Genomic DNA, 12579 nt, shown 5'->3' on the forward strand with positions numbered 1-12579 from the left:
AGTAGATGAGTGATCAGCCTGCGTGGCAGTCGTCGGCGAGGTGGACGGCGCGCAGGTACTCCCATTCGTCGATGCGGGCCGAGCTCGCCAGCCAGTCGAGCAGCGCCTCCGGGTCGGGGGGCGGCGCGACGGGGACCGTCGAGGGATCGACGAGGGTCGCGGGCGCGCGGCCGTCGGCGGAGAGCTTCCACCAGGGGACGACGTGGCCGACAGGTCGGGCGCTCCACTCGTGCAGCCGAGCTTGCAGCTCGAGGACGTCGGCGGTGTGGTCGACGGCGGTCCGCAGCCGCCAGCCGAGCGCTTCGAGAGCGGCGCGCACGTCGGCCTGCACGCGGCCCTCGCTGCCGCTGAACAGGAGGTCGAGGGCCGGCGCGCCCGGGCCGCGCAGGAACTCGACGTACCGGGCGGCGGCGCGCATCGTGAAGCCGCCGCGGGCGTCGCCCGGGCCGATCCACGTGGTGCTGCACAGGGCGTCGTAGAGGGCGCGCGCGAACGTTTCGTCGAGCGCCGCGAGCACCAGCTCGGCGCCGGCGGCCAGGGCGAGGGTGAACGGATCGTGGCTGCGGGCGAGGCTCTGGTCGGCGGCGACGGTGAAGCGGGCGGGGGCGCCGGCGCTGAACTCGAGGGCGCCGCCGACGACGACGTGGCGGTGGGTGGCGAGCGCCCAGCAGGTCGTGTCGTCGCCGCGGAGGGTGCGGGGATCGTCGAACACGCGGCCTGCGGGTCTCGCCTGGCCTTCGGGCCAGATGACCGGCTCCGCGCGCCGGGCGACGCCGTGGACGTAGGTGACCAGGGTGTCGCCGCGCCGGCGGCTCCACGCCCGCGGGCCGTGCCACTCGCGCCGCCACAGGCCCGCGCGCCGCCAGCCGCCCGGGTCCGGCTCGCCTTCGTCGAGCACTGCGATCGCGCCGGTCATGCGGCGATGATAGCGGCGCGGCCGGGACGTTTCGACCGCTGCTTGCTGGTGCGTCGATGGACGTCCGAACAGCGGTGGCGAGGCGCGGCGCGGGAGCGCTGGTGGAGCAGGGCCGACAGCGGGGGAGCGCTGGTGGAGCAGGGCCGACAGCGGGGGGCGCGGAGTTAACGATCATGATGCGATGGTCGCCCGCGCGTTCGCCCGCTCGTACGTCATCGTCGATTAGCGCGGCGGCGAGGGCGCCGCACATGGCCGGGCAGGGCCGGAATCTGAGATGAATATTCAGTCATGTCCCATAGAGTATGACTTGAAAGACAGGCCTCAAGGCTCCTCGCCCTCGATGACGATCGGGCCGGTGAAGCGCGACTTCAGGGGGGTGCCGTCAGGATAGTAGAAGTAGAACTCGACGCGGCGGTTGGCGGAGCGGCCCTCTTCGGAGTTGTTGTCGCCGGTCGGCTCGGCCTGGCCGCGCGAGCCGATGTGGACGCGGGTGTGGTCGACCTTGCCGTCCGCCTTGAGGAGGACGGCCTCGCGCACCTCGCGGGCGCGCTGGAGGCCGAGCTGCATGTTCTTGTCGGCCTGACCTTGCGAGTCCGTGCGGCCGATCAGCAGGACGTGCAGGTCGGGGTCCTTGAGGAGCGCGTCGGCGGTCTCCCCGACGGCCGGGCGGTCGTCGAAGGTGACGATGTTCGAGCCGGTGGCGAAGTAGACCGGGGCGACCTCGGGCGGCGGAGGGCGCGAGGACGGCGAAGACGTGGCGCCGCCGTGCTTGCAGGCGACGAGGAGCAGGACCAGCGCGAGGGCGGCGCGAGGCATGGCCGGGAGGGTATCACCGCAGCCCCAGCTTGCGCCCGCGTGCGCGGCGCGCTTCCGCGCGAGGGGCGGCGTCGGCTACGCTGCGCGTGGTGCAGGGCGGGTTCTGGGCGAGGCTGTTCGAGCGCGAGCCGGCGCTGTTCGCGACCGGCCTGCGAGCTGCGACGATCGCGGCGGCGCTGTGGCTGTCGCTCGAGGTCGACCTGCGCTGGGCGTCGCTGCCCAAGGACGCGACGGTGTCGGTCGCAGGGCTGCTGGTGCCGACAGCGTGGTGGTCCTCGCCGTGGCTGCTGTGGTTCGGCCGCGCGCTGCTGTGGGGCGGGGCGGTGGTATGGCTATTCGGACATGTGCGAAAGGCCAGGATCTCCGGGGCCTGGGCGACTGCCGTGGGGATGCTGACGCTCGGCTCGCTGTACTGGGAAGACCTGCCGTGGTTCCGCCACAAGTTCGTGCCGCCGCTGTGGCTGCTGGTGCTGCTGGTGGCCGGCGAACACGCACGCTCGGAGCCAGGGCGCGCGCCGCGGTGGATCCGCGAGGGCGCGGTGTTCGTGCTGGCTTGCTTCTACGCCGGGGCGGGCGTTCATAAGCTGCTGGGGTCCGGCTGGCGCTGGGCCGACGGGACGGCGCTGCAGCTGTGGCTGTGGCGCCTCGGCGATCCCGACAGCCTGGTGCGCTCCTGGGCGATCGCGGACGCGCGCGTGGCAGCGATGCTGGCGACGACTGCGCTCCTGCTCGAGCTGGCGACGGTGCTGCTGGTGCCGCTGCCGCGGGTGCGACCGTGGCTGGCGGCCGGGCTCGTCACGTTGCACGTGGGGATCGATCAGGTGCTGCACATCGATTTCCGGCCGATGATCCTGCTGGTGGCCGTGGTGCTGGTGCCCTGGCCGGAATGGTGGCTGCGCTTTCGCGGGAGGCGCGGATAGAGGCCTGCGATGACCCGGCGAGCCGCGAACCGAACTTCGGTTGCGGTGGTTCGGCGAGCGGGGCTCCACCCCGCTCGAGCGGCAGCGACGAGCATGTACCCGTCGGCGTGCCGGGCCCATTACAAGATCACATCGGCACGGGCTCGACCCCGCAGGACATGACCTCGCTCGGGATGCAGCCCTCGCAGTCCCAGCGGAAATGGTCGATGAGGCCGATCGTGTCGAGGGCCGTGTCGCCCATGTCGAAGATCGAGATCGCGACCGTGAAGTTCTCGCCGGGGACAGCCGAGCCCTTGGCGACGAACCAGCCGGTGCCGGCGCCCTCGGTGTCGAAGAAGGAGTCGGGGAAGCCGGTGCCGGCGAGCAGCGGGTCGCCGGGTTGAATCACCATGTAGGGGTCGAGGGCGGTGACCGTCAGCGGCTGCTCGTTGATGAACGTGACGTTGCCGGTGAAGCTCTCGCTCGTCGACCAGACGACGAACATGTCGTTGAACGAGTCGCCGACCCACGTCGGCCACTCCTGGGAGAAGTAGGCGAAGTCGAACAGGTAGCCGTGGGTGCCGAGCGGGACCTCGAGGTCGAACGACATGTAGAGGACGTCGTTGGCCCTGTTGTTGGGGGAGATGTTCCACTGGGCGTCGAGGGTGTCGGAGCAGTCCTGAGCGCCGTCGCAGTCCACGCCCGGCGTCCCGCCGTTGCCGTTGTTGCTGCCCTGCTGCCAGGTCATCACGCCCGGCAGGTCGCTCTGGTTGTCGGGGTTACCGTTCGGGGTGTCGACGTTCTCGCCGACGAAGCTGTCGGGCTCGGTCAGGCCGCCATCGGGCTGGAGCGCGGGGAAGGTGCCGGTGCCGATGACGAGCAGGCGCTCGCCCTCCTTCGGGCCCCACATGTGTGAGCCGGGGTTCATCGGGTCCATGGCGGTGCCGTAGTGGGTGGCGACGCGCCAGGCGCTGGCGTCGGGCGACATGATCACCGGGTTGGAGATCGGGATCGCCATCGACTTGTCATCCGAACAGTTGAGGCCGATCGCCTTGAAGGGGTCGTTCGTGTCGGCGTCGCACGGAGGCTGCATCGCCGGCGCCTGGCAGTCGGCGTTGCCGGTGTCGGTCGTGTCGGGGTCGGTCGTCTCGCCGGGGTCGGTCGTCGTGCCGGTGTCGGTCGTCTCGCCGGTGTCGGTCGTCTCGCCGGTGTCGGTCGTGCCAGGGTCGGTCGTCTCGCCGGTCGTCGTGGTGTCCGGAGGGTCATCCGTCGAGGACTCCCCGGTCGTTGTCGTGGTGGACGTCGGAGTGACGCCGGTCTCGGAGCCCTCCGTCATCGAAGCGGACCCGGTCCCGGTATCGCTGCCGGTCGGCACGCCGGCGGTCGAGCTGGTGGGTCCGTCACCGGTCGGGTCACTGGTGTCCGAAGTGGGCTCCGTGCCCCCTTCCGAGATCGAGGCCGTGAGGCCGGAGTCGGGCTCGCCGCACGCGAGGCCGATGGTGGAGACGAGACCGAGGAGAACAGAAACACGGACCATGGCAGGCAGCTTACCGACTTGCGAGGCGACGCACAGCCGTCATAACGAAAGGGACAACGCGAGTGACCTCATCCTGTGCCACCGGGCGCCGGAGCCGGGATCAGGAGGCGGCCTGGACGGATTCCGCTGGCCCTGGCCACCGCGTCGCGCCGGTCGCCAGTCGGAGATCGGCGGATCCCCGGTTCAGCGTGACGCTCAGCGAGTGAGGCGCGGAGCGCCGCGGCGCGCTCTCGTTGCGCGGTTCACGGGCAGGCGCAGCGGCCCGGCGGGCGAGAGAATTGCCTTCAGTACGCGTCGCGGCTCGAGCGCTCGCGTTGCGCGGTGCATGGGCAGGTGCAGCGGCTCGACGGGTACCGGAGGCCGTCGATGTGGCAGGCGACGCGCGCTCGAATTGCCGTCCTCCGCGACGGTCGAACTGCGGCGAGTTGCTCGAAGAACCAACCGGTAATCAGTCCATGTCGGCTCAACAATGTCACGCACTCAGGAAAAAGAGCCATCGGAGAGACCCCTCTCGTAGACCTTGGACGATCGAATCGTCGAATCTCTGCGCTCGAGACACGTGTTCACGCCATTGCGGGGCGGGAGAGTAATGTCTGCGATAAGATTCGACTCGCGCGAATTCCGGGAGTCACTGCGCGGGGGGCAGGAGCTGATCGCGCGTGCTTTTATAAATTGTCTCGTCGACTTGTTCGAGGTGTTCGTGGATTCTTGCGCGGGGCTGGCCGTCGGGGCTGATGAACAGCTTGTCGGTGTCGAGGCTGCCGGCGGTGAGGCGGCCGGTGCCCTGCAGCTCGCCGGAGCCGTCGGTCATGGCGATGTCGTAGGTCCAGGCGGTCCAGGCCCACTCGGGGCCGGTGAAGGTGACTGTGCCGGTGAAGCTGCCGGCGCGGTCGCCGGCGGCGAACACGGCGGCGTCGCCGGGGCGTCGCTGCAAGGTGGTGATGAATTGCTCGCCGGGGTGGACGACGAGCTCCTCGATGCTGTCGTGTGCGGAGTCGACGGTGCGGCGCACTGCGATGGTCTTCGCCGGGCCGTAGGGCTGGGCGCCGTCGGGCGAGGTGGTGGTCGTGGTGCCGACGTAGTATGTTGCGGCGACGGCGGGAGGCGGGGTCGATTGCTCGGAGTGCTTGCAGGCGATGGCGACGGTCGCAAGCACGGCGAAGGCGGCCCTGGGGGCGAAGGCGGACGGCATGGACGACTCCTCGGTGGCGCGGCGGCTGCCGCGGCGCAGCGGTTGTATCGGCGATCGCTCGCGCGACCCCTACCGGTCCTGGGAATGGCGAGGGGCGGAGCATGAGCCGGCCGTATGCAGTGGGGCCGGAGGCGCGGGTGGCCCTCGGGACGCTGCTGCTCGAGCTGCAGGACTCGCTCGACGAGGCGTGGACCGTCGAGAAGATGGCGGCGCGCGCGGGCTACGATCCGTCACACTTCGCCCGCGCGTTTCAGGCGGTGGTCGGACAGCCGCCGCTGCGGTGGTTGCGGACGCTGCGGCTCGAGCGGGCGGCGCACGACCTGGTGTTCGCGCCCGGCAAGGCGCTCGAGGTGATCGCTGCCGAGTCCGGGTACGCGTCGCACGAGGCGTTCCGCCGCGCCTTCGTGCGCGCGTTCGAGGTGCCGCCGAGCGCGATGCGCCGTCGCCCGCGTGGGCTGCGTGGAGCCGTTCCGCGGCCGCAGGGGGGCCTGCAGGGCCGTCCGGAGGGGCTTCTGAGCGCGCCGGAGATCGTTCGCTTCGGTCCGCTCTCTTCCGCAGTGACTGTGGTGGCGGCGCGGTTCGACGACGCGGCGATCGCCGAGGCGTGGCGCCGGCTCTACGCGCTCGAGTCCCCGGCGGCGGCGTGGGAGCTGGCGGCCGCATCACCTCCGTGGGGATTTATTAATCACAAGGCGGCGGGGCGCCCGCGCGAGTACCGTTGCATCCGCTTCGGGTACGGCGAGAGGCCGCCGCCCGGGTTCTCGCCGTGGCGCATGCAGGCGGGCTGGTTCGCGCGCTTCCGCTACGAGGGGGCGATGGCGGGGATCCATGACTTGATGACGTGGATCTTCCGCGACTGGTTGCCGGGCTCGGCGCTGCGCTGGCGCTTCGCGCCCGTGGTCACGCTGTTCGATCCGTCGGTGTGGCACGCGTCGCGGTTCGAGCGCTCGCGTTGCGTGGTGCACGTACCGGTGCAGCGGCTCGGTGGGTGAGGCGGGCGCGGATAGCCGTCGAAGTGGCACGCTTCGCGCGGCAGTGTTTCGCGGTGCACGTGCCGGTGCAGCGGCTCGGCGGGCGATGCGAGCGCTGACTCGTCGGCGTGGCACGCGTCACGCGATCGCGCTTCTGCGCGGTTCATGGGCGGTGCAGCGGCTCGGCGAGTGAGGGCGCCCGCCATGATTCATGTGTCCTTTGGGACATGTAGTGATTGGGCTCGAACAGGATGTCCTTCGGGACATGTCGAGGAAGTTCCCCGCGGGATCGCTCAGGCGGCGCGGACCTGGGCGAGGGCGGTGAGCAGGTGGTCGCGGTCGATCGGCTTGCCGACGTAGGCGGAGGCGCCGAGGACGAGGGCGCGGGCCTGTTCGTCGAGCAGGGACGCGACGATCACCGGGACGCTGCGCAGGCCGATGTCGCTGCGCAGCTGGACGAGGGCGTTCCAGGCGTCGTCGTCGGGGACGGCGATGCCGAGGACGATCGCCTGCGGGCGCACCGTCTTGGCCAGGGAGAGGCCCTGGGCGGCGCTGGTGCAGCTGATGACGGGGACGTGCTCGCCGTGGAGGCCGCGCTGGACCTGCTCGAGGGTGGTGGGGTCGTCGTCGATGACGAGGACGGGGCCCTGCGGCGGGGCGGCGGCGACCGGCGGCGGGGCGGAGACGTCGAGCTCGGTGGGGACCGTGACGGTGAAGGTGGAGCCCTCGCCGGGGACGCTGGTGGCGGTGATGTCACCGCCCATGAGGCGGCAGAACTCGCGGGCGATCGAGAGGCCGAGGCCGGCGCCGCCGTAGCGGCGGGTGGTCGAGGAGTCGGCCTGGGTGAACTCTTGAAACAGGCGCGGCAGGGCCTCGGCGGCGATGCCGATGCCCGAGTCGGAGACCGCGATCTCCATCCAGTCGCGGTCGGCGGCGATGAAGCGGCGCACGCCGACGCGGATGGTGCCGCGCTCGGTGAACTTGATGGCGTTGCCGACCAGGTTGAAGAGCACCTGGCGCAGCTTGAGCATGTCGGTGACCATGAACCCGACTTCGCGGGGGATCCGGACTTCGATGCGGTTGCCGCGCTGCTGCGCCAGGGTCTCGAGCGCGGAGGTGACGCCCTGGACGAGGGCGCGGGCGCTGAAGCGCTCGGGCCACACCTCCATGCGCCCGGCCTCGATCTTGGTGAGGTCGAGGATGCTGCTGATGAGCTCGAGCAGGTGCACGCCGGCGATGCCGATCCGCTTGAGGTCGCCGACGCTCTCGTGGTCGCCGCGCGCCTCGGCCTCCTCGAGCAGCAGGTCGCTGTAGCCGATGATGGCGTTGAGCGGGGTCCGCAGCTCGTGGCTCATGTTGGCGAGGAAGCGGCTCTTGGCGATGCTTGCGGCCTCGGCGGCCTCCTTCTGGCGCAGGAGGATCTCGGCCTGGCGGCGCTCGGTGACGTCGCGCAGGGTGACGCACAGGCCGACGAAGCCGCGCACCGGCAGCTGCAGCGGGGTGACCGCGATGTCGAGCCAGCGGTCGCCCGAGGCGAGCTCGGCGGCGAAGCGGTCGCGCATGGCGGCGCGGCTCTGCAGGTGCTCGGCGAGGGGCTCGAGGCCGGAGCCGTGGGCGGTCAGCAGCGGCCGCAGCGGCCGCCCGCGCAGCGCCTCCTCGCTGAGGATGACGCCGTGCGCGGAGCGGAAGCGCATGATCTCGAAGAAGGCGGCGTTGCTGTCGACGATCCGGCCCTCGGGGTCGAGCACGACCACGCCCTCGGTGCTGCGCTTGACGATGTGGGCCCACCGCTCCTGCGCGGAGTACAGCTGATAGACGAGGTTGCCGTCGGCGGTCAGCGGCTCGATGCGCGCGACCCACCGGCGCTCGCGCGGGTACATCTGCAGGCGCGAGAGCACCTCCTGGCCGCCGATGTGCAAGGTGATGAGGAGGTCGAGGCCGGCCTCGTCGGCGCGGCTCAGGGCCTCGTAGAAGAGGCGCTGGCCCTTGCGGTCGCGCGGAGAGAACAGCTCGTCGAGGCCCTCGCCGACCAGGCTGCCGCTGTCGCAGCCGAGGCGCGCGCACAGCTGCGGGTCGACCGCGACGATCCGCAGCTCGGTGTCGAGCTCGAGCTCGTAGGCCCACGAGGTCGCGCCGGCGCGGTCGCTGGTCATCCGCCGTACCCCAGCAGCGCGTGCAGCTCGGCGACGTCCTCGGCGGTGCACTCGCGGCGTCGCAGGACGGTGATCGGGTTGCCGAGCACGGTGGACCGCAAGGTGAACCGCGGCGCGGCGATCTCCATGGTCCGGAAGCTCTGGTTGTGGCGCGGCTCGCCCCAGCGAGCGGCCAGCTTCTGCCAGGTCGGGATCACCGCGTCGCGGTCGAGGAAGTACTTGTAGGTCTCCGGATGCACGCAGGCGGGGACCTTCTCGCGGTGCATGCGGCGGCTACTCCACCTGCTCGACGGCGAAGTTGCACGAGGCCTCGCCGCAGCTGACGCAGCGCTCCTCGCGGGCGGTGAAGGTGCCGTAGCGCTCCTCGACGGTGCCCTCGCCGTAGACGAGCTCCATGACGCCGGCGGCGACGCCGGTCAGCATGGCGCACTGCGGGGCGGCGGCGAGGCCGCGGTACTCGCGGTAGCCGACGGCCTCGTAGCCGTAGCGCGACTCGAGGGCGAGCGAGCGCGGGGTGTGGGCGGTGACGTGCCAGTCGCCCCAGCCGAGGGCGTTGCTGATGGCGATGATGGCGTGCAGCGCGTCGGCCCGGTCGCGCACCATGGGGGCGATGAGGCCGTCCCACTCGGGCGAGTGCATGATGCCGCGGAAGGTGTTCATGCCGCAGTGCTCGGCGTCGGAGATCAGCAGGCGGATGGCGGTCTTGTCGCGGCCGAGGCCGCGCATGGCCTCGACGAAGCCGATGCAGATCCGGTTGTAGAAGTCGGCCGGCATGTTGGCCAGGTAGACGCTGAAGGCGGGGATCAGGCCGGCGTCGTCGCCGATCATCGGCATGCCGACGACGGCGTCGATGATGGCCTGCTCGTCGACGTTGGGCGAGCGCAGCCAGCCGGCGCCGGGCTCGCGCGGGGCGGGGATCGGCGGGTCCTTGCTGTCGGGGGCGACCGCCGGGCGCTCGCCGCGGTCGAGGACGAAGCGGCAGCGCGCGGCGCCGCGGGCCATGCACTCGACCTCGCGCACGCGCACGGAGGCGCCGGTGACCGCGTGCACGGCCCCCTGGAGGTAGCCCTCGGTGAAGCTGCACACGTTGTCGGCGGTCTCGCCGAGGCCGGCCAGCCAGCCCTCGACGAAGTGCGAGGAGTCGGCGGTGACCTCGTCGGCGCCGACCTTCGACAGGTCGATGCGGCCGAAGCCGAGGTGGCGGTACAGCAGCTCGGCGACGGCCCAGCGGCGCGCCTCGTCGTCGTCGGGGCGCAGCGCCCGCGCGATCTGATCGGCGAACACGGTCTCGGCCGCGCCGACCATGATGCCCTTGCCGTCGATGCCGCGCGCGCCCTCGAGGGTCCGCTGCAGGCGCGCGTTGTAGTGGTGACAGTGAATGATGACGTCGTGCCCGGCGATCCGTCGGCGATAGGTCGCGGGCTCGTACTGCATGGCCAGCCGGGGGGCCAGGTCGCTGTCGATCGCCATTGTCATCCTCCTCGCGCACGTGCGCCGTGCGCGGAGCATCATACTCCGCCGGACATCGCCGCCGCGACTCCACACGTGAGGGTGCGCGGTGCGCGAGCAGACTGAGGCGCAGGCGCGCGCATCACAGCGCGAGCGTGACGATGCCGGTGACGACCAGCGCGACGGCCCACACGGCGTCGAGGTTGAACCACGCCTTGCGGAGGATCGCCAGGCCGACCTTCTCGTAGACCACGACCGCGACGAGGCCCATCACCAGCAAGTAGCCGAGCGTGTGCAGCGCCGTGGCGGCCAGGCCGAGCAGCGGCGTCGAGGCGCCGAGCTCCGCGAGGTGCTGGGCGTGGCCGGCGTGACCACCGGCGACGTCGACTGCGTGCTGCGCGTGGTGGCCCGCGTGATGCATGTGTTCATGCATTGAAGCGTGTTCAACAGCAGATCCGTCGCGCCAGCCGAGCAGCACCGGGGCGAGCATCAGGCCGGCGCCGTGCGCGGTGGCCATCAGGAAGCTCCACCAGGTCAGGTCGAGCGAGCTGACGCGCATGCCGACCCACCGCGGGTGGCGGCAGCGGACGAGCTTGTAGAGGCCGAAGGCGGCGAGGCCGAGGCCGACCGGCCAGCGCACCCAGGCGTCGGGCAGGGCGTCCTTGAGGACGCCGATGACGAGCAGGACGACCGCGATCGACAGGGCGTGGCCGAGAGCGATCGGCAGCAGCGCGCGCAGGACGGCCGCCCTGCGCTGCTCCTGCAGGCCGAGGGCCACTGCGAACAGCCAGCCCATGCCGGGGTTGATGCCGTGGAAGGCGCCGAGGCCCAGGAGGGCCAGCCATGCCTGCGCGTCGCTCATGGGTAGCAGTACGAGTCGGACGAGGCGTCACCGCCCTGCAGGCGGATCTGGTGGCCGCGCAGGCCGGGTTCGAACTGCAGGAAGAACTTCGGGTCGAGGGTCATGCCCTTGCCGTCCGCCGGCACGTCGAGCTTGACCATCCAGCCGTCGAAGCCGCCCGGGTAGAATTGCTCGTCCCACGGGGCGTACAGCGAATTGGTGAAGTACACTCGGCGGCCGTCGCGGCTGATCTCGACCATCTGCGGGCCGCCGCCGAGCTTCACGTCGGGCTGGTTCGGGTGAGCGGCGCGGCGGACGATCCCGCCGAGGTGGACGCTGCCGGTCTTCTTCGGGTTGTGCGGGTCGGAGACGTCGTACTGGATGAACTCGCCGGTGCCCCAGCACGAGACGTAGAGGGTCTTGTCGTCGAGCGAGAGGTTGATGTCGGTGATGAGCGGGGGCACGGCGCCGAAGCCCTTGAGCAGCGGCGGCAGGACGGCGGGGTCGGCCGGCTCGGCGGGGATCTCGATGACCTTCTTGATCTGCCACTTGCCGCCCTCGAGGAACCACAACCACACCGAGGCCGAGAGGTCCTTGAGCGAGACGACCACGCCGACGAAGCCCCACGGGCGGGTCGGGTTGTGGGCGGGGCGCAGCTCGAGCACCATCTGCTGCTCGGGGCCGAGCTCGAGCCGCTCGAGGTGCTTGCGCCGGCGCAGGTCCCACACGTGCAGGGCGTGGCCGTACTTGCCGGCGAGCAGGGCCTCGGCGTCGACGCCGTTGCGGACCATGCTCGGCGTGCCCCACTCGCTCGAGATCAGGGTGTCGTGGCCGAGGTGCCACCAGAAGTCGTAGTGGAGCACCTGCGGGCCGCGATCGATCTCCCAGCGGCCGCGGATGTCGAACGTCTCGTGGTCGAGCATGAAGATGCCGCCCGGGCCGCCGCCGTCGGGGCTGCCGAGCGCGCTGACGTAGATGCCCTCGGGGCCGCAGTGGGTCGTGTGCGGGCTGGCGTAGCCGGTCTTGCGGAACACCTCGTCCGGCTCGATGGTGCGGACGATCTGCGGCCGCTTCGGGTCGGGCTGGGTGTCGAGGATGTAGATCCGCGACGAGTTGATGCCCGGGACCACGAGGTAGCGCCGCTCGACGTGCGGGTGCGGGGCGTACGGGCACAGGCACGCGCTGCAGGCGTTCCAGCCGAAGTGGTGCAGCTCGTCGCCGATGTTCGGCATGTCGACCTGGCCGACCACCTGGGCGAAGCTCTTCGAGGCCGGGTCGACGTCGACCACCGCCATCGCGTCGGGGCGCTTCGCGCCGGTCGGGTCGAGCAGCACCACGTACGCGAGCTGCTCCGGCGGGGCCTGCATCGCCATCGTCGGCGACGGATAAAAGGTCGGGTCGGGACGAAAACGAGCCGCCATGCGCTCCGCAGCCTGCCCCGCGCGGCCAGGCCGCGTCAAGGGCCGGCAGGCCGGCGCCGAGGCGGACTATTGATAGGACCTTCGAGACATGGATTCAGGTCGGCCTCCGGCCGCGGCCACTGCCCAGATTGGCCCGCGCGGGCGTCGGCGCCGGTGGACGGGGTCGCGACATCGGGGTGCAGGCATCACCTGTGCCCACATTGCTGCCACGTTGGTTACGCGGGATCGTCGCTCGAAACGGCGCACGAATTGTGATCCCGGGCGCGAGGTCCAGGATAAAATGTCTGTCGAGACATGTCCGATGTGACATCTGCCGGGCGCGCCGGCGGAGCGCGGCCGGGGCGGTGGCGCTGTCGATATCCCGATCGATGCAGTCGAGCTCGC

11 protein-coding genes are annotated in these 12579 nt (G+C 71.1%); 2 read left to right on the forward strand and 9 right to left on the reverse strand.

Translation table 11 applies throughout. From position 1 onward, the window contains the following. Positions 1–13 precede the first annotated feature (13 nt). Together O0S08_RS01460 and O0S08_RS01465 are read right to left on the reverse strand one after the other, a co-directional pair. Positions 14–916, reverse strand: a complete 903-nt coding sequence (locus O0S08_RS01460) for a hypothetical protein (protein ID WP_269037136.1) — start codon at positions 914–916, stop codon at positions 14–16. Between the two features lie 321 nt (positions 917–1237). Next, positions 1238–1732: an OmpA family protein gene (locus O0S08_RS01465; protein WP_269037137.1), complete on the reverse strand. Its 495-nt coding sequence runs from the start codon at positions 1730–1732 to the stop codon at positions 1238–1240. An 89-nt stretch (positions 1733–1821) separates the two neighbouring features. Here O0S08_RS01465 and O0S08_RS01470 point away from each other — a divergent pair, with 89 nt between their 5' ends. Beyond that, a complete protein-coding gene (locus O0S08_RS01470) occupies positions 1822–2652 on the forward strand; it encodes a hypothetical protein (protein WP_269037138.1) in 831 nt (276 codons plus the stop codon). Between the two features lie 127 nt (positions 2653–2779). Here the strand turns inward: O0S08_RS01470 and O0S08_RS01475 are convergent, their stop codons facing one another. Together O0S08_RS01475 and O0S08_RS01480 are read right to left on the reverse strand one after the other, a co-directional pair. Further along, positions 2780–4168: a choice-of-anchor L domain-containing protein gene (locus O0S08_RS01475; RefSeq protein ID WP_269037139.1), complete on the reverse strand. Its 1389-nt coding sequence runs from the start codon at positions 4166–4168 to the stop codon at positions 2780–2782. A gap of 628 nt (positions 4169–4796) precedes the next feature. Continuing rightward, the gene (locus O0S08_RS01480) at positions 4797–5360 is read right to left on the reverse strand and encodes a hypothetical protein (protein ID WP_269037140.1); all 564 of its coding nucleotides are present in this window, start codon (positions 5358–5360) and stop codon (positions 4797–4799) included. A gap of 101 nt (positions 5361–5461) precedes the next feature. Between O0S08_RS01480 and O0S08_RS01485 the strand changes: the two genes are divergently transcribed. Beyond that, positions 5462–6352, forward strand: coding sequence for an AraC family transcriptional regulator (locus O0S08_RS01485; protein ID WP_269037141.1), 891 nt, complete (start codon positions 5462–5464; stop codon positions 6350–6352). Between the two features lie 272 nt (positions 6353–6624). Here O0S08_RS01485 and O0S08_RS01490 read toward each other — a convergent pair whose 3' ends face one another. The 5 genes from O0S08_RS01490 to O0S08_RS01510 all read right to left on the reverse strand — a co-directional run bounded on the left by O0S08_RS01490 (position 6625) and on the right by O0S08_RS01510 (position 12195). After that, a complete protein-coding gene (locus O0S08_RS01490; protein ID WP_269037142.1) occupies positions 6625–8484 on the reverse strand; it encodes a PAS domain-containing hybrid sensor histidine kinase/response regulator in 1860 nt (619 codons plus the stop codon). Next, complete coding sequence (locus O0S08_RS01495) at positions 8481–8750, reverse strand: hypothetical protein (protein WP_269037143.1); 270 nt, start codon at positions 8748–8750, stop codon at positions 8481–8483. The genes O0S08_RS01490 and O0S08_RS01495 overlap by 4 nt, the downstream gene beginning before the upstream one ends. A 7-nt stretch (positions 8751–8757) precedes the next feature. Then, positions 8758–9954, reverse strand: coding sequence for a V4R domain-containing protein (locus tag O0S08_RS01500; protein WP_269037144.1), 1197 nt, complete (start codon positions 9952–9954; stop codon positions 8758–8760). Positions 9955–10075: 121 nt separating this feature from the next. Next, complete coding sequence (locus tag O0S08_RS01505) at positions 10076–10795, reverse strand: hypothetical protein (RefSeq protein ID WP_269037145.1); 720 nt, start codon at positions 10793–10795, stop codon at positions 10076–10078. Continuing rightward, a complete protein-coding gene (locus O0S08_RS01510; RefSeq protein ID WP_269037146.1) occupies positions 10792–12195 on the reverse strand; it encodes a selenium-binding protein SBP56-related protein in 1404 nt (467 codons plus the stop codon). Before O0S08_RS01510 ends, O0S08_RS01505 begins: the two co-directional genes overlap by 4 nt. Positions 12196–12579 lie beyond the last annotated feature (384 nt).

This window comes from Nannocystis punicea (genome assembly GCF_026965555.1).
Taxonomy (GTDB): domain Bacteria; phylum Myxococcota_A; class Polyangia; order Nannocystales; family Nannocystaceae; genus Nannocystis; species Nannocystis punicea.